The organism is Pseudomonadota bacterium (assembly GCA_027620075.1).
Taxonomy (GTDB): Bacteria; Pseudomonadota; Alphaproteobacteria; order Rickettsiales; family UBA6187; genus 1-14-0-20-39-49.
The window spans coordinates 62,590-79,002 of sequence record JAQCEY010000004.1 but is presented as its reverse complement, the minus strand read 5'-3'; the positions used below and the strand labels follow the sequence as shown (position 1 = coordinate 79,002).

The 16,413-nt window shown below is 39.8% G+C and carries 16 protein-coding genes; 6 read left to right on the top strand and 10 right to left on the bottom strand.

Translation table 11 applies throughout. From position 1 onward, the window contains the following. The 3 genes from O2942_07325 to O2942_07315 all read left to right on the top strand — a co-directional run bounded on the left by O2942_07325 (position 1) and on the right by O2942_07315 (position 3,821). Positions 1 to 1,314, top strand: coding sequence for a glucose-6-phosphate isomerase (locus O2942_07325; GenBank protein ID MDA0782059.1), 1,314 nt, complete (start codon positions 1 to 3; stop codon positions 1,312 to 1,314). Positions 1,315 to 1,580: 266 nt separating this feature from the next. Continuing rightward, entirely contained in the window at positions 1,581 to 2,864 is a 1,284-nt protein-coding gene (locus O2942_07320; GenBank protein MDA0782058.1) for a gamma-glutamyl-gamma-aminobutyrate hydrolase family protein, read from the top strand. Between the two features lie 234 nt (positions 2,865 to 3,098). Further along, complete coding sequence (locus O2942_07315; protein ID MDA0782057.1) at positions 3,099 to 3,821, top strand: Bax inhibitor-1/YccA family protein; 723 nt, start codon at positions 3,099 to 3,101, stop codon at positions 3,819 to 3,821. Positions 3,822 to 4,113: 292 nt separating this feature from the next. On the opposite strand, the gene hscA is transcribed toward O2942_07315, so the two are convergent. From hscA to O2942_07280, 7 genes are all read right to left on the bottom strand, one after another. Then, positions 4,114 to 5,964, bottom strand: coding sequence for a Fe-S protein assembly chaperone HscA (gene hscA / locus O2942_07310; protein ID MDA0782056.1), 1,851 nt, complete (start codon positions 5,962 to 5,964; stop codon positions 4,114 to 4,116). A gap of 22 nt (positions 5,965 to 5,986) precedes the next feature. Next, positions 5,987 to 6,637 carry a Fe-S protein assembly co-chaperone HscB gene (gene hscB, locus O2942_07305; GenBank protein ID MDA0782055.1) on the bottom strand — a complete coding sequence of 217 codons (651 nt, stop codon included), beginning with the start codon at positions 6,635 to 6,637 and terminating at the stop codon, positions 5,987 to 5,989. Positions 6,638 to 6,647: 10 nt separating this feature from the next. Then, positions 6,648 to 7,001, bottom strand: coding sequence for an iron-sulfur cluster assembly accessory protein (locus O2942_07300; GenBank protein ID MDA0782054.1), 354 nt, complete (start codon positions 6,999 to 7,001; stop codon positions 6,648 to 6,650). Positions 7,002 to 7,175: 174 nt separating this feature from the next. After that, a complete protein-coding gene (gene iscU, locus O2942_07295; protein ID MDA0782053.1) occupies positions 7,176 to 7,553 on the bottom strand; it encodes a Fe-S cluster assembly scaffold IscU in 378 nt (125 codons plus the stop codon). 250 nt (positions 7,554 to 7,803) lie between these two features. Further along, positions 7,804 to 9,036, bottom strand: coding sequence for an IscS subfamily cysteine desulfurase (locus tag O2942_07290; protein ID MDA0782052.1), 1,233 nt, complete (start codon positions 9,034 to 9,036; stop codon positions 7,804 to 7,806). A gap of 89 nt (positions 9,037 to 9,125) precedes the next feature. Further along, a complete protein-coding gene (locus O2942_07285) occupies positions 9,126 to 10,241 on the bottom strand; it encodes a cysteine desulfurase family protein (GenBank protein ID MDA0782051.1) in 1,116 nt (371 codons plus the stop codon). Further along, complete coding sequence (locus O2942_07280) at positions 10,234 to 10,695, bottom strand: Rrf2 family transcriptional regulator (protein MDA0782050.1); 462 nt, start codon at positions 10,693 to 10,695, stop codon at positions 10,234 to 10,236. Before O2942_07280 ends, O2942_07285 begins: the two co-directional genes overlap by 8 nt. Before the next feature lie 269 nt (positions 10,696 to 10,964). Between O2942_07280 and O2942_07275 the strand changes: the two genes are divergently transcribed. Both O2942_07275 and pth read left to right on the top strand, forming a co-directional pair. Continuing rightward, positions 10,965 to 11,693, top strand: coding sequence for an alpha/beta hydrolase (locus O2942_07275; GenBank protein MDA0782049.1), 729 nt, complete (start codon positions 10,965 to 10,967; stop codon positions 11,691 to 11,693). 2 nt (positions 11,694 to 11,695) lie between these two features. After that, the gene (pth, locus tag O2942_07270; protein MDA0782048.1) at positions 11,696 to 12,259 is read left to right on the top strand and encodes an aminoacyl-tRNA hydrolase; all 564 of its coding nucleotides are present in this window, start codon (positions 11,696 to 11,698) and stop codon (positions 12,257 to 12,259) included. 75 nt (positions 12,260 to 12,334) lie between these two features. Here the strand turns inward: pth and O2942_07265 are convergent, their stop codons facing one another. The 3 genes from O2942_07265 to lepA all read right to left on the bottom strand — a co-directional run bounded on the left by O2942_07265 (position 12,335) and on the right by lepA (position 15,524). Next, positions 12,335 to 13,216 carry a hypothetical protein gene (locus O2942_07265; protein ID MDA0782047.1) on the bottom strand — a complete coding sequence of 294 codons (882 nt, stop codon included), beginning with the start codon at positions 13,214 to 13,216 and terminating at the stop codon, positions 12,335 to 12,337. Positions 13,217 to 13,323: 107 nt separating this feature from the next. Then, positions 13,324 to 13,704, bottom strand: coding sequence for a DUF5329 domain-containing protein (locus O2942_07260; protein ID MDA0782046.1), 381 nt, complete (start codon positions 13,702 to 13,704; stop codon positions 13,324 to 13,326). 17 nt (positions 13,705 to 13,721) lie between these two features. Continuing rightward, positions 13,722 to 15,524 (bottom strand): translation elongation factor 4, encoded by a 1,803-nt coding sequence (gene lepA / locus O2942_07255; protein MDA0782045.1) that lies wholly within the window; start codon positions 15,522 to 15,524, stop codon positions 13,722 to 13,724. A 212-nt stretch (positions 15,525 to 15,736) separates the two neighbouring features. On the opposite strand from lepA, the gene O2942_07250 reads away from it, so the two are divergent. After that, a complete protein-coding gene (locus O2942_07250) occupies positions 15,737 to 16,378 on the top strand; it encodes a hypothetical protein (protein MDA0782044.1) in 642 nt (213 codons plus the stop codon). Positions 16,379 to 16,413 lie beyond the last annotated feature (35 nt).

Here is a 16,413-nt window from a genome sequence, read left to right as displayed (position 1 = left end):
GTGAGTAGTGACAAGGTAGTTAAGTTAAAAACATATGAAGATAGTATGACTTACGAGCAAAATATAGATAATTGTTTTGAAGACAGGATAGGTAATAACGGTCTGAGCAGGGAAAAGTTTAAAAAGAACCTTGTAAAAGCATCTGATATTCTTGATAAGTTAAGACGGGAAAAAGATGAAGGCAACTCTCCGATATTCAATCATATCGAACAAGCTGATGATATTGAGGGTATCATACAAATAGGTAGTCGGATACGCGATAGCTTCGATGAGTTGGTAGTGCTGGGAACGGGTGGTTCTACACTGAATCCTCAAAGCATGGTATGTCTTGCCCAGCCGCATGACGGAATAGATAAAAGGGTTTATTTCATAGATAGCGTCGACCCATATACCATAGAGGCATTTATAGCCCAGCTTGACCTTGAAGGTACAGCTTTCTTGGTTACGAGCAAGTCAGGCAGTACCGTTGAGACTCTTGCACAGTTCATGTGTTTTTTAGATGCATTGGAAAAAGAGCGTTTAGATATAGGCAAGCATATTTATATAATATCCGATTCCGTAGATAATCCCTTACGTGATATCGGCAAGCAGATAGGTGCTACCGTTATTGACCATGAAAAAAATATAGGCGGAAGGTTCTCAACATTTACTAATGTAGGGTTGATACCCGCCGTTGTAGCAGGAGTTGATATAAGGAAGATAAGGAAATTTGCCAAAGCTGCGGTGGGAGAGTTTTTCAAAAATAATAGTATTCCTGTGCAAGGAGCCGCATTGCAGTATTCTTTTATGCAAAAAGGTACGGCAGCAACCGTGATTATGCCATATGTCGACCGCTTATCGGCAGTGGCGACATGGTACAGGCAAATATGGGCTGAAAGCCTAGGCAAGCAAGGGAAAGGAAATACTCCCATAAAAGCAATCGGTGCATTAGACCAGCACAGCCAGTTGCAGCTATATTTAGATGGTCCAAAGGATAAGCTTTTCAACCTTATCACCTGTGATACGGAAAAGAAAGGGCTTAAAATAAGCGGTAATTATATAAATAACGACACAAGATACCTAAAGGGCAAAAACATAGGCGATGTTAATGCCGCACTACAAAAAGCTACCGCCGAAGCATTAGTTAAGAATAACTGTCCGCTAAGGCATATAAAATTCGGTAATATGAATGAGGAAAACCTGTCCAAAATAATGGTTCATTTTATGCTTGAAACTATCATTACCGCTCACCTTCTTGAACTTAATCCCTTTGACCAGCCGGCAGTCGAAGAGGGGAAAGTTTTTGCCAGAAAGATACTACATAACTCCAACTAAAGTATATGTTGAAAAAATCCCGCACCCGCACCCTCACACCAACCCTCTCCCAAAGGGAGAGGGGGCTTTTGTACCCTTTTGCAGAGGCTCCTATAGTAATTTTCACAGTATAAAACCGAGAATTATATTGCGTATATATTTCCATCACCCTAGATTGACATGGGCAACTTTTCTTTTTAAATCAAGTCTTTAGCTTTTTATATTTTGTAATAAATTTTTAAACAAAATCATATACAGTTAAAAAATTAATTATAGATGGTTTGTTCATGAAAAAGAATAATTCAGGTAAACCCGTTATAGGCTTTGTGTTCATCGAAGGTCGAAAAACTAATCAGATGTATATGGATAATTTGCGGGAAAGTGCTGCTGATTGTGGCGTGGATTGCGAAGTAAGACCTTTGGAAGTCGAAAAAATAATGGACGAATTCAAAAAGGGAAATGCTGAAACCTACGCACAACTTTTAGAACAATATCCTCCCAAAAAAGAAATAAACGGTGTAGTTACAGCTCCTAATATAGATGTCGAAACACCCGATATGGAGGCGAAAAAAAGTCCGGGTGCAAAATTAAAGGAATTTCTGGCTAACCACCCTTCTATACAGGGGATTAACGCTGTGGCAGCTCCGGGCGATGTAAAAAACGTAGTTGAACCGAGTATTAATAAAAACCCTGACAGAATGTATTTTGAGAAGGCTTTTTACAGTATAGTTAAAGACCGTGGAATACCTGCCCTCGGCGTTTGCGGCACGGAACAGCATATAGCACATTTTGCAGGTGCTCAAATCGTCAATGATGTTGAGCAAAGAACAGGTCATGACCATAATCCTAAATTTGAAGGAAAAAGCTCAGGTGAGGTACATTCACATGAAATTATCGTAGATAAAGGCTCTATGTTAGCCGGATATTTGCCCAAGGACATAAGAAAATCTTTAAGTAAGGATTCACCCGATCCGACAATAGCAGTTAACAGCATACATACTCAGGGTGTTTTAGTAAGTCCCGAAAATGAGAAAATATTAGACAAGGCAGGATTTGAAATTTCCGCCGCAGAACCAACAGAAAAAATAGTTGAAGGATACGAATCAAAATATGGAGCTCCTATCATTCAGACACAGTTCCACCCTGAGTTCGATAACGCACAATTTGAACGCAATATATTAAAAGGATTAGCAAAAGCCGCTGAAACTAATTATAAAAAGCAATCAGTAACGCAAGAAGTAAAACAAAAAGGTGAAGGCGTTGCTTCCGGCTTGAAGCATGTAAAAGAAAAAGAAACCGGTGAATATACGCAACAAGATAGGGTCGATGCAATAGTTAAGGGAGAATATATAAGTAACAAACTGGACGAAATACTAAAGAACGGCAAAAAAAGCGAAGCCCTACAAAAAGTATTTCAGGATAAAGATGTTACGCTTGATAACCTAAAACTCGGTGAAAAATTACTTAAAGATAACGCAGAAAAAGGTAAAATCAGAAAAGCGGCTCATAAAAAGACCAGTTCAGTCGAGAAAGTTATATTAAGCAGGCAGAATAAACGTTTAATTTCATAGTCGAAACTTGATATGACAGGTTACCCTGAAGCACTACCGATAACCGTATGAAGGCTAGTTTAAAATAAAATACCCGTGTAAATGATTAATTAATTTAGAACCGAATTAATGAACTTTTACACAACTTACATACTTTTAATCCGATTCCACTTGAAATACCTTAGTAAATTACTATATAATAGTATGTGAGTAATAAACAACTTAATGAAGGTAACTAAAATGAACTTTAAAAAGATGTCTGAGTTTAACACGCAGAGTAACATGAAGACGGTAGGCTCAACTTCTTCTGCGGCATATGATCAGGGATTAAGGTCATATATGCTGAGAATCTATAACTATATGGCACTTGCTCTTGCGTTAACAGGTGTAACCGCATTTGCGGTAGCCTCAAGTGAGCCTTTGATGAATGCTATATTCGGCAGCGGTCTTAAATGGCTGGTAATGCTTGCTCCGCTTGCTTTTATTATGGTATTCTCATTCGGCATGAACAAACTGTCATTCGGTACGCTACAAGCACTTTTCTGGGCATTTGCGGCAGTAATGGGAATTTCATATTCTACCATAATGCTGGCTTATACCCCGACAAGTGTAGCTAGGGCTTTCTTTATAACCGCCGCTACATTCGGTTCTATGAGTCTTTATGGTTATACTACCAAAAAAGACCTTTCAGGCTGGGGTTCATTCCTGTTCATGGGTCTGATAGGTATTATTATTGCGTCAGTGGTTAACATATTTATGCAAAGCTCGGCTTTACACTTTGCCGTATCGGTAATCGCCGTATTGATATTCACAGCTTTAACGGCATATGATACGCAAAGATTGAAGCATACGTACCATCAGGTAGCCGGACATAGCGAAATGATGGGCAAAGTTGCTATATCGGGTGCTTTATCATTGTACCTGAACTTTATCAACATATTTATCCACATACTTCAGTTTGTCGGAGAAAGAAGGTAACAAAAACCTAAATTACAAAAATACTTTAAAAGCCCTGCCAATCCGGTGGGGCTTTTTTTATTAGAATATATAGTATTTTAACTTTTCAACAATGCTGTCATCCCCCGAATTTTCGTAGAAAATTATAGGGGGATCTCATTTAAACTTATCAAGATCCCCGAACAAGTCGGGGATGACAACTCCAACCATTAAAAAGCAAATATACTATAGTTCTTCCAACAACTTACATATTCTTTATTTTTGTCGCCCCATCGAATTACGGGGTCCGGACATAACAACCTATGGTAAGGAGCTAAACCTCTTTCCCCTTCAAAGCCTCGCCTATATACATATCCATTCTTTGTCCGGCGAATTTCTCGGTAGCTTTTTCAAGGGCATCTTTGGCATCATTTACAGCGTCACGATTATCGCCCTTTATAGACTCCGTTAATGCTTTCAAAGCATTAACTATCTTTTCTTTTTCATCAATTGCAAGCATCTCGCCGTCTTTTTCAAGTGCGGCTTTAACCGATTCTATAGTCCCTTCAGCCTCAACTTTAGCCTCGGCAAGCAACCGCTGCTCCATATCAACTTTAGCATTTGCCATAGAGGCATAAAGCATTTCTTTTATTTCCTCATCGGTAAGACCGTAGCTTGGTTTAACCTCAACCTGCTGTTCTTCACCCGTGAACTCTTCTTTTGCACTAACCGTCAACAAACCGTCGGCATCTACGGTAAAAGTAACTTTCACCCTTGCAGCACCCGCCACCATAGGTGGAATGCCTTTTAGCTCGAATTTAGCAAGTGACCTGTTCTGACTTACCATCTCACGCTCACCCTGCACAACATGTATCGGCATTCCAGTCTGATTATCCTTATAAGTGGTGAATTCCTGAGCTTTGGCAACAGGTATCGGCGTATTCCTATGAATTATCTTCTCGACTATTCCGCCCATAGTTTCAATACCAAGCGATAACGGCAACACGTCCAATAATAGATTATCCGAGCCTACGGTCAGCCCTTCTGCCTGTAATGCCGCACCACATGCAACCACTTCATCGGGATTGATATCGGCAAGCGGTGTTTTACCGAAATATTCCCCTATTTTTTCCCTGATAAGCGGCACTCTTGTAGAGCCGCCAACCAATACAACACCGTCAATATCTTTTTGGGTCAGTCCTGCGTCGTCCAGTGCCAGCTTACAAAGCTCAATAGTAGCATCGGCATAAGGCGTTGCCACACGTTCAAATTCACTTTTAGAAATTTGCACTTCAAACTTATCGCCTTCAATTTCAATATTGAATTTACCTTCACTATCATCGCTCAAATGCTCTTTGGCAGTTCTGGCGACTTTCAATATTTTTCTTAATTCCTCAGGTTTTAGTTCCGTAGCCTTATCTTTCTTTGCTTTATATTGCCATAGGAATATTTCGGCGATTTCCCTGTCAAAATCATCACCGCCTATAGCCGTACTACCTCCTGTTGATAGAACCTGAAAAACCCCTTTTTCCATTTTTAAAACGGTAATGTCAAACGTTCCGCCGCCTAAGTCATATATAGCGTAAGTACCCTCCGCCTGCTTATCAAGCCCATAAGCAAGTGATGCGGCAGTAGGTTCGTTTATAAGACGTAAAACCTGCAATCCCGCCAGTTTAGCGGCATCTTTGGTGGCAGCTCTGGCAGAATCATCAAAATATGCAGGCACTGTAATAACAGCCTTGCTCACATCTTTTCCAAGTGCATTTTGAGCTATGTTTTTAAGGCTTTTTAGAATTTCAGCCGATATCTCTACAGGCGTTAACTCTTTATCACCAACACGGATACGCACCATTCCCTCACCTTGCACCACTTCAAAAGGCAGCGTGTTCGAGGTTTTTTTTAAATCTTCCGCCCCACGCCCCATCAATCTTTTTATTGAGCTTATTATCTGTCCGTCTTTTTCGCTATCAATGTGTCCTGTAGCAACTTTGCCGGTTGCCAAATACTGCACCACAGACGGGTGTATCTTATTACCGTTATCATCTGCTATTACCTGTGGTTTTTGACCGTCCGATATCGCTACCAGTGAATTGGTAGTACCCAAATCTATACCGATAGCAACATCATCATTGCTTTCATGCGGATTTGGAGTCTGTCCCGGTTCGTGGATTTGTAGTAATGTCATTTTATTTCCTTTTGTTCCTACTTCAAGACGCAAGCTTCATACTTTTCTTCTTTATCTCTTCAATAAACTTTTCAAGATAACGCATCTTTATAGTTGCCTGAGCAGCTTTATCAAGCGTTCCTGACTTAAAATATTTTTTTATATCATCAATCGTTGCCATTCTTTCATCTATGGCATTTACCATAATTTTCCTTATCTGATCGGAACTATTGATATTTTCAAGTTCTTCACGCATTTGTAAAGATTCCATCAGCATTTCCTGCGAAGGCTTAACACTGCTAGAATTATCCTGATTAACAATAATACCTTCGAGTTTTAGCAAATACTCGGCACGCTTTAATGGTGACTTCAACGTTTCGTAAGCATTATTTAAATCTACGGCATGACCCATTGAGTATTTTTTTTCCTGTTCGCTTTTCCTGATAAATATGTCAGGGTGTAACATGCGTTGTTTTGAATAATATGCCAGCTCCAGTATTTTTTCCCCAACCTCAAAAGAACGCCTTACATCAAGACGTGTGAAGTGGTCTACATCAGACGTAGGCTGAACAGTCTTACAGGCAGGACAAAAAATCCCACCTTTTCTAACTTCGTTTTCACATTTCCAGCATTTCATAATTAGTATCGGCGAGTTAGTTTTAGCAGCGGCGTAACTATCACTTAACACCGACACTTAACACTTCTTATACGTGGAAGCTTTCACCACACCCGCATCTGCCTTTCTCGTTAGGGTTTTGAAATATAAAGCCGGACTTCATTTTTTCCTCTACATAGTCCATGTTAGTACCTATCAGATACATAACCGCTTTGGGGTCTATGATAACTTTAAATTCCTCACGGTCAGCGTCAGGATAAGGCACTACCTCGTCGAACTTTTCTATCTCATCGGCATATTCTATCGTATAAGAAAGCCCTGAACAACCGCCCGAACGCACGCCAACCTTTATGCCCGCAGAAGGCTTACCCCTTTTTTCAAGAAGTGCCTTTATACGGAATGCCGCATTATCGGTAATGTTGATAGGTGGTGGTAAAGCCATGTTATCCTTCCTAATATTGTCATTCCACGAATTTGTTTAGTAAAACAAATTATAGTGGAATCCACTTTAAAAAAAGTTAGGAAACTTTTTTAAATATTGAAAAGTTTTCCTAAACTTTTCAAATTGGATCCCATGGTAAAAAATTTTACTAAATTTTTTCCATAGGATGACAGATTAAATATTATTCTTCTTATAATCCTCTATAGCCGCCTTAATAGCGTCCTCAGCCAGAACCGAACAGTGTATCTTAACCGGGGGCAATGAAAGCTCGCCTGCTATTTCGGTATTTTTAATTCGCTGTGCTTCATCTAGTTTTTTGCCCTTTACCATTTCGGTAATAAGCGAAGATGAGGCAATAGCAGAGCCACAGCCAAATGTTTTAAACTTAGCGTCTTCTATTACACCGTCTTTAACTTTTATCTGTAATTTCATTACGTCACCACAAGCAGGAGCACCGACTAAGCCCGTACCCACTCCTTCCTCGCTCTTATCGAACGAACCGACATTACGCGGATTATCATAATGATCTATTACTTTCTCACTATAAGCCATTTTAGTTCTCCTTAATTTATAGAGTCTAATAATCTTAGACTCTAAGTTAATTATACCATATTTTTAGTGTTACGTGTTACAAAGCTATAGTAATTTTACTATCTAATTACGTCATCGCCCGAGTTTCCGTAGGAAACTATAGGGCGATCTGGTGAGATTACCCTATAATTTGCTTCGCAAATTCGGGTAATGACGCATGTAATTATATACTTAATTTACTACAATCACCACCACTTAACACCTGCAGCTATTAATGTGCAGCCCACTCAATCTTGCTTATATCAATTCCATCTTGCGCCATTTCCCAAAGCGGACTCATATCACGCAATCTATCTATAGCACCTGTTACCTTTTCAATAGCAAAATCAACTTCTTCTTCAGTTGTGAATCTGCCTATACCGAACCTTATCGAAGTATGTGCCAAATCCTCACCCACACCTATAGCCCTCAAAACATATGAAGGTTCCAGACTTGCCGAAGTACATGCCGAACCGGAACTTACAGCCAGCTCTTTTATAGCCATTATCATTGACTCGCCTTCTATATAGGCAAAGCTCAAGTTAAGGTTGGTCTTGATACGCTTTTGTGCATGACCGTTTAAGTACACGTCCTTTATATTCGATACAAGAGAGTTATATAACCTGTCATAAAGCTTACCTATACGCTTGCTCTCCTCGTCCATTTCAAGACGGGCTATTTCAGCAGCCTTACCAAGCCCTACAACCATAGGCACAGGCAAAGTTCCCGAACGGAAGCCCCTTTCCTGACCGCCACCGTTCATTAACGGTACAAGCCTAACCCTCGGACGACGGCGTACAAATAATGCACCCACGCCTTTAGGACCGTATATTTTATGTCCGGATATACTCATAAGGTCTATGTTCATTTCCTCAACATTAAGCGGAATCTTACCGAATGCCTGTGCGGCATCGGTATGGAAGAACACGCCACGCTCACGGCATATAGCACCTATTTCCTTTATAGGCTGTATAACACCTATTTCATTATTAACCGCCATAATAGACACAATCGCCGTTTTGTCGGTTATAGCTTTTTTTAGCTTCTCAAGGTCAATAATACCTTCATTATCAACCGGTAGATATGTAACCTCCATTCCTTCACGCTCTAGGTGACGGCAGGTATCTATTACGCATTTATGCTCTGTAGTGCATGTAATTATATGGTTCTTTTTAGCACCGTAAAATTTAGCGATGCCTTTTAATGCCATATTATTTGATTCGGTAGCACCCGATGTGAATATAATCTCTTTAGGGTTTGCACCTATAAGATCCGCAACCTGTTCACGCGCTTTTTCACAGGCAGCTTCTGCTTCCCAGCCATATTTATGCCCACGTGAGTGAGGGTTACCGAATTTTTCAACAAAATAAGGTATCATCTCCTCAAAAACACGAGGATCCATCGGCGTAGTAGCCTGATAGTCCATATAGACCGGTAATTTCAGATTTTGATTTATATTAGTCATTATTTTTACGCTTTATTATTAAATTAAATCTTATTTAAAATTATACCATATCCGTCATTACCCGAAGATTACGTATATATTAAATTATTTTAAGCCACCTTTTCCTGTTTATTGCTTATGTTATTGTAAAGCTCTTTCCAGACCCTTACAAAACTATTTATATCGGCGGCAGTGTTGTGCTTGCCTAAGCTTACCCTGATAGCACATTTTGCTATTTTATCGTTTACGCCCATAGCCTTTAACACATGCGAAGGCTCAACCTTGCCAGAAGAACATGCAGAACCCGCACTTACAGCTATATCATGCATATCAAAATGTATTAACTGTGTTTCACTTGAAACATCAGGCATTGCTATAAAGCTGGTATTGGGCAGGCGCTCGGATTCCTGACCGAATATCACACAATCTGGCACGGCAGCTTTTATCTCAGACTCAAGACTGTCACGCAGCATCTTTATACCTTCATCTGCTCGGGCTATTTCAACGGCTTTACCGAACCCGTGAATAGATGCGATATTTTCAGTTCCGCCTCTCATATTATGCTCCTGACCGCCTCCTATTGTTTGAGGCACAAGCTGGATATCTTTTTTCACTACCAGTGCGGCAACCCCGTGAGGTCCTCCTAATTTATGGGCGGATATAGTAAGCATATCTACCCCCAGTTTCTTGATATCAACATCTATCTTGCCACAACATTGCACTGCATCGGTATGCACTACCGCTCCCCATTTTTTAGAGACCTCAACCACTTCTTTCATCGGCTGAATTATTCCGGTCTCATTATTTGCAAGCATTACCGAAACAAGCGACTTACCCCTATGTATGGTAAGTAGCTTTTCCAGATTCTCTATATTTACAGTGCCGTCACTCTTTACAGGCACAACTATCCTGTCAGACTTCTTGCAAACATTCAGTACCGAAGGATGCTCTATCTCGGATACGAAAAGATTTTGTCCTTCAAACCCTTTTAAGGCAAGGTTATTCGCCTCGGTTCCCGATGAGGTAAAAATTACATTATAATCATTTCCCGCGCCTATAAAATCAGCCACTTTGCGTCTGGCATTTTCAACTATAGACCTTGCCACCCTGCCCATCTTATGTGCAGATGATGCGTTAAGGGGGCGACCAAGCACCTCTATCATAGCATCGGCAACTTTAGCCTCCATTGCAGTTGTGGAATTATTGTCCAAATATATATTATGCATTTATGTTCTCCGGTTTTTGCTCGATCGGAAAACTTACCGACAAAACTTTGCGTTTGCAAACATCATCTAAAGAAATGGAGATTAAATATTCATTTATTTTTTTACCCAATCCTTCCCAAAGGTCATGCGTTATACATTTTGCTTTGGTTTTAGAGCAGCCTCCTTCGGAATTGTCGGAACAACGAGTCATTTTTATTGACTCATCAACAGCAGCAACTATAAGAGCTATATTCATTTCTTTGATATCCATTGCAGGCATATAGCCTCCTCCCGGTCCTCTTACCGACCTTACGACCCCCGCCCTCCTAAGACGCATAAATATCTGCTCAAGATAATTAAGTGCTATATCCTGACGCACCGAAATATCAGACAGAGACACTGGCTTACCATCCGCATTCATAGCAAGATCTACCATAGCCATCACCGCATATCTACCTTTTGTCGTCAAATTCATTTCAAACCTCTACCGCAAGAATCCGACAATATCACAAAATCCTTGCATTTTTTATATATTCTTATATAAGTACTGAGCTTAAATTATATATTAATACAGGGTATTTTTACAATGCCTTACTAATTTAGTCAAGTATTATCTTGGTAAAAAAACTTTGGCTATAATAAATTTATACTTTTTGTCATGCTGAATTTATTTCAGCATCTATTAAATAAAAAGAAAACAGATTAATATTTATTTTAAATACAAACTTAAACTTAGGAACATTAATGCCGGAAGTAATCATCAACGGTCCTGAGGGACGCATAGAAGCCCGTTATCACCAGTCAAAAGAAAAGGGAGCACCGGTTGCTATCGTATTGCACCCACATCCGCAGCATGGTGGGACTATGAATAATAAGGTTGCTTACAATATATATCATGCGTTTGCCAGAAACGGTTTTTCCGTAGCACGCTTTAACTTCAGGGGAGTAGGTCGTTCACAAGGAATATATGATGAAGGCATAGGTGAATTAGCCGATGCTGCAACCGTTCTTGACTGGCTTCAGTTAAACAACACTAACGCTTCCACATATTGGATGGGAGGTTTTTCATTCGGTTCATGGGTCGGTATGCAACTATTAATGCGTCGCCCTGAAATTGAGGGTTTCATTGCCGTGTCGCCTCCTGCCGGTGGTTATGATTTTAATTTCCTTTCACCTTGCCCTGCTCATGGCTTGATAATTCAAGGTGATGAAGATAGCATAGTTAATGAATCGGACGTTTCCAAGCTTGCCGATAAGCTTGCAAAACAAAAGAATGCGGGCATTGATTACAGAGTTATATTGGGTGCAGACCATTTTTTCCGTACCAAAATGGACGACCTTAATTCACATCTTGATGATTATTTACAAAACCGTTTGAAGACGGACGCAAGAAAACCTAAGAAGGTGAAACCTGACCGCAGACGTCGTCAGCAGTCACCTAGCGGCAATAACGATACTATGCCGGTGCTGTAATTATGCATTTGCTTGTAGGTCTTGGAAATCCCGGTAAAGATTACGAGAAAACAAGGCATAATGTAGGCTTCATGATAATTGACAGGCTGGTTGACAGCTATTCTTTCTCTACGCCCAAAGCAAAATTTCACGGTATTATCAGCGAAGGCTCTATAGACGGGTACAAGGTATTAGCGATAAAACCTAATACTTTCATGAACAGGTCGGGATTGTGTGTCGGGGAGATAGTAAAATTCTACAAGATACCGTTAGAGAATATAATAGTATTCCATGATGAAATTGATCTGGTATTTAGCAAATTACGGGTTAAAACAGGCGGTGGACATGGCGGACATAACGGTCTGCGTGACATAGATGCTAAAATCGGCAAGGACTATAAACGTGTACGCATCGGTGTCGGACATCCGGGCGATAAAGACAAGGTATCGGGCTACGTACTCAATAATTTTTCCAAAGAAGAGCAGCCATTTATCGAAAGATTGATAGATGGTATTTCCTCTAATATTTCGCTATTACTTAAAAATGATGATAGCTTGTTTATGACCGAAATAAGCAGGGATAAATAAATTAATCAATCCAATTAATTTGCATACTAAATACAAATAGAAGAAAAGTTTCAAAACTATATAGTTAATTTATCATTAACTCGGTGATCCCATGCCTTCATTACCTTTACCGCGATTAGCAGTATCTCTATCCGCCAAGGCTTTTGTAGCCGGACCATAAATTGTTTTTTCAGGACTTGTACTTCTTTTTGGTGCAGAAATTGTCGCATTCTTTTTATCACGCCCTCTTTCTTCATTACTACTCATTCTATCATGAACTTCATCGACCGCCATACTCAAATCATGCCTTTGCTCACGTATATTTTCCAATAAATAATCCCTGCTTTCAGAATCCTTTACAACACGCTTTATTACAGAATCAAATGCATCTAAAGTTTTTAATCTAGCAGTATCACCTTCATCATCAGCCTTTATTATAAAAGCATCTTTCTTATCAATCTCTCTTCTTACAATCTTTGAAAGACCTTTTTTTGTTTTTTCACCTACATTTAATTTATCAACAACAGCTTTTATATGATTTTGGGTCATATCCTGAACTTGATCGTCCCAACGCCCCCCCGGATTTTTAAAAGAAGAGTCAGAACTTGATCTTTTGGGGCTATTATTATCATCCGGGCGGTGTAATGAAGAATCCGAACTAGCTTTTTTAATATCAGCTTTTATAGGGTTTCCATCAATATCCTTTTTTGTTGTTGAACTCTTTGGATAAGGCTCTGCATCAATAGGTAAGCCACCTACCGAGTTTAATAAACCTTCAAATCTACTGCTATTTCTTTCTTTTTTTGATTTTTCAGAAGGAGTGTTAATTAAACTTAAATTCGCATCACCATCACCAATAATAGTACCGGCAGGTGTTGGGCTTTCAATATCTTCATTTTCGCGAAAGTATGCTTTTGCTTTAACTTTATTATCAAATTCTACTTTATTCTTTTTTGTTTTTTTATCGTCTTCCGGCATAATCTCTAAACTCCAACATTAATAACACACCACCAATTGTTGCAATTGTAGCACAAAAGGCAATAATAAAAAGTTAATTTTTTAAAAATTGTAAAGTTGGGGGTAGGCTAGTTTTTATTTTCAAAGCCATTTAGCTGTTCATACAGCCAATCCCCTGATTTAACCTCAGTTCCATCGGAGAATTTCATTTTATAGGACTTTCCGGAAACGGATGATTTTGATGCAAGGTTATTGATGAAATCCTCAGCGGTTTTGGCGTATTTAGCTCCTCTTTGCAATTTTAGCTCAAGATGCTCCCTAGCTTCCTTACTGCTATATTCTGAGCCGTTACGTTCAAAAATAGTGCCGCTTTCCTCTATTTTGTCTAAAAGATAATGTATTTTCTTACGCTCATTCTCATCTTCTGATTTGCCCCCTTCGGCAAATAGCATTATCGGTATAACCACTAATATAAAAATAATTACCGGATATTTCAGCAGATATAACATTTTGTTACCTTCTTTTCCTAATCATCACCAACTTTCAAAGCGGCAATAAAGGCACTTTGCGGTATCTCTACGTTACCTATACTACGCATTTTCTTCTTACCTTTTTTCTGCTTTTCAAGCAGTTTACGTTTACGGGTAATATCACCACCGTAGCATTTTGCAGTAACGTCCTTACGCATGGCACTTACGCTTTCACGAGCGATTATCTTGCCCCCTATAGCTGCCTGTACGGCAATTTTGAACATCTGCCTAGGTATCAGGTCTTTCAGGCGTTTACAAAGCTCCCTCCCCCGTGATTCGGCGCGGCTGCGGTGTGTCATAAGGGCAAGTGCGTCCACAGGCTCGCTATTTACCATTATATTTACCTTAACTAAATCGCCCTCCTGATAATCATCAACGTGCCATTCAAAGCTTGCGTAGCCTTTGCTACATGATTTTAGCCTATCGTAAAAGTCATAGACAATCTCATTTAACGGCAGTTTATATATCAGCATGGCACGATTTCCGGCATGGGACATATCTTTTTGCGTACCTCTTTTTTCCGTACAAAGGCTAAGTACGTTCCCCAAATATTCATCGGGAACCATTATAGTCGCTTCAATCCACGGCTCCTCAATATGGTCTATCTTTGTAGGATCTGGCATATCGGCAGGGTTATGCATGTCTATAACCGAACCGTCTTTCATATGGAGTTTATACACAACGCTTGGGGCTGTTGTTATAAGGTCAAGATCAAACTCCCTATCAAGGCGCTCCTGTATTATCTCAAGGTGAAGAAGACCCAAGAATCCGCATCTAAAACCTAATCCCAACGCACCTGACGTTTCCATTTCATATTCGAAACTTGCATCATTAAGGCGAAGCTTGCCCAGTGAATCCTTCAAATGGTCAAAATCAGATGCGTCAACAGGGAACAATCCGCAGAAAACCACAGGCAGGTTAGGTTTAAATCCGGCAAGCATCTGCTCACATGGCTGTTTATCATCTGTGATGGTATCGCCCACTTTACAATCTGCCACCTGTTTGATAGAAGCGGTAAAAAAACCCATCTGTCCCGCACTTAAAACGCCCGTCATCACCTTTTTAGGCGTGAAATAACCTACATTATCAACGGCATATGCTGCTTTTGCACGCATCATTTTTATTTTCTGACCTTTTTTTATCTCGCCGTCAATCACCCTAATCAGTATAACCACCCCCAGATAAGAGTCATACCAGCTATCTACCAACAGTGCTTTCAAAGGAGCTTCTATTTCTCCGTCGGGAGCAGGCAGCCTTTGTACTAAAGCTTCCAGAACTTCTTTTATCCCCTGCCCTGTTTTAGCTGATGTAGCGATAGCACCCGATGCGTCCAGCCCTATAACTTCCTCTATCTGGTTGATTACCCTTTCAGGCTCGGCGGACGGCAGGTCGATTTTATTAAGTATTGGTATTATCTCATGATTGTTATCTATTGCCTGATATACGTTTGCCAGTGTTTGTGCCTCTACTCCCTGCGATGCGTCCACCACCAGCAATGACCCCTCACATGCCGCAAGTGAACGGCTCACTTCATAAGCGAAATCCACATGTCCGGGCGTATCCATCAGGTTCAGTATATAAGTATTGCCGTCCTGAGCTTTATAATCAAGCCTTACCGTCTGAGCTTTAATGGTGATACCGCGTTCCTGCTCAATATCCATACTATCTAAGACCTGCTTTCTCATCTCCCGTTCTTCGAGACCTCCGCATTCTTGAATAAGCCTATCGGCAAGAGTAGACTTGCCGTGGTCGATATGAGCAATAATCGCAAAATTTCTTATATTGGATAATTTAGACATATAATTTAGTACTGTTTGTTACAATGATTCCTTTATTCCCTCTCCCTCCTGTAGGAGGGCTAGAGCTAGGGAAACCTTTTCAAAAAATAATTCAAAATTTCCTCACTTATATAACAAAAATAAGATAACGAGCAAGTTATATATCATTTAAGAATGTATTAATCTTTCGGTATTAGGATAAAACATCGGAACAATACTCATAAGGTCTGAATATGACACAAGAGGACATTATAATATACGGAACTTTGTCGGTAATCTCGATTATAACGGGGATTATAATATGGTGGGGAGTAAGAGTGACTAAGGAACAGGAGCAGGAAGGGATTAACCTGAAGGTCGAACAGGTTATAAAGCATTATGGTACGCGGATATCATCAAAAGAATTTTTATGGGGGATATGGGTGGGACGCTTTTCCGTAAAACAAATGGAACTATTTATAAAGAACCAAAAAGGAGATGATGTTGCAAAGATAACTTTTCATAGTATTCCGCAAGGTGATGCAACACGCACTATTGAAATTGGTAGTCAAAAATATGACTGCATCAATAACGGTGCGGTATCTAATAGATCTTCACTAAAGGATTGCAACGACGGTAAAGTACTTATGACATGTGAACACAAAACTTTGAATCAGGTATTTTACGAAGGTCAAAGCGATAAAATAAAATTCACAAAGTACGGTACATCCGTACTAAAGGACTTCCAGACCATCAAAATAGGTGAAAGGGAGGTCGGTCAACTAATATCCATGCTTGAATTCAAATGCGATGCCTTACTTTTAACACTTCCTGTCAGGGATATAACATTACCTGAAAAGTTATTTATACTAGCCTGTATTCCAAGGGGTAGGTAATAAAAAAATGTCCGCAATTTGATGCAAAAATTGAC

Coding starts and splice junctions, on each gene's coding strand:
- lepA (MDA0782045.1), bottom strand. CDS start 15,524: ATGTCTAAATTATCCAATATAAGAAATTTTGCGATTATTGCTCATATC.
- O2942_07260 (MDA0782046.1), bottom strand. CDS start 13,704: ATGTTATATCTGCTGAAATATCCGGTAATTATTTTTATATTAGTGGTT.
- O2942_07250 (MDA0782044.1), top strand. CDS start 15,737: ATGACACAAGAGGACATTATAATATACGGAACTTTGTCGGTAATCTCG.
- O2942_07320 (MDA0782058.1), top strand. CDS start 1,581: ATGAAAAAGAATAATTCAGGTAAACCCGTTATAGGCTTTGTGTTCATC.
- iscU (MDA0782053.1), bottom strand. CDS start 7,553: ATGGCTTATAGTGAGAAAGTAATAGATCATTATGATAATCCGCGTAAT.
- O2942_07315 (MDA0782057.1), top strand. CDS start 3,099: ATGTCTGAGTTTAACACGCAGAGTAACATGAAGACGGTAGGCTCAACT.
- O2942_07275 (MDA0782049.1), top strand. CDS start 10,965: ATGCCGGAAGTAATCATCAACGGTCCTGAGGGACGCATAGAAGCCCGT.
- hscA (MDA0782056.1), bottom strand. CDS start 5,964: ATGACATTACTACAAATCCACGAACCGGGACAGACTCCAAATCCGCAT.
- O2942_07300 (MDA0782054.1), bottom strand. CDS start 7,001: ATGGCTTTACCACCACCTATCAACATTACCGATAATGCGGCATTCCGT.
- O2942_07280 (MDA0782050.1), bottom strand. CDS start 10,695: ATGAATTTGACGACAAAAGGTAGATATGCGGTGATGGCTATGGTAGAT.
- pth (MDA0782048.1), top strand. CDS start 11,696: ATGCATTTGCTTGTAGGTCTTGGAAATCCCGGTAAAGATTACGAGAAA.
- O2942_07265 (MDA0782047.1), bottom strand. CDS start 13,216: ATGCCGGAAGACGATAAAAAAACAAAAAAGAATAAAGTAGAATTTGAT.
- O2942_07285 (MDA0782051.1), bottom strand. CDS start 10,241: ATGCATAATATATATTTGGACAATAATTCCACAACTGCAATGGAGGCT.
- O2942_07290 (MDA0782052.1), bottom strand. CDS start 9,036: ATGACTAATATAAATCAAAATCTGAAATTACCGGTCTATATGGACTAT.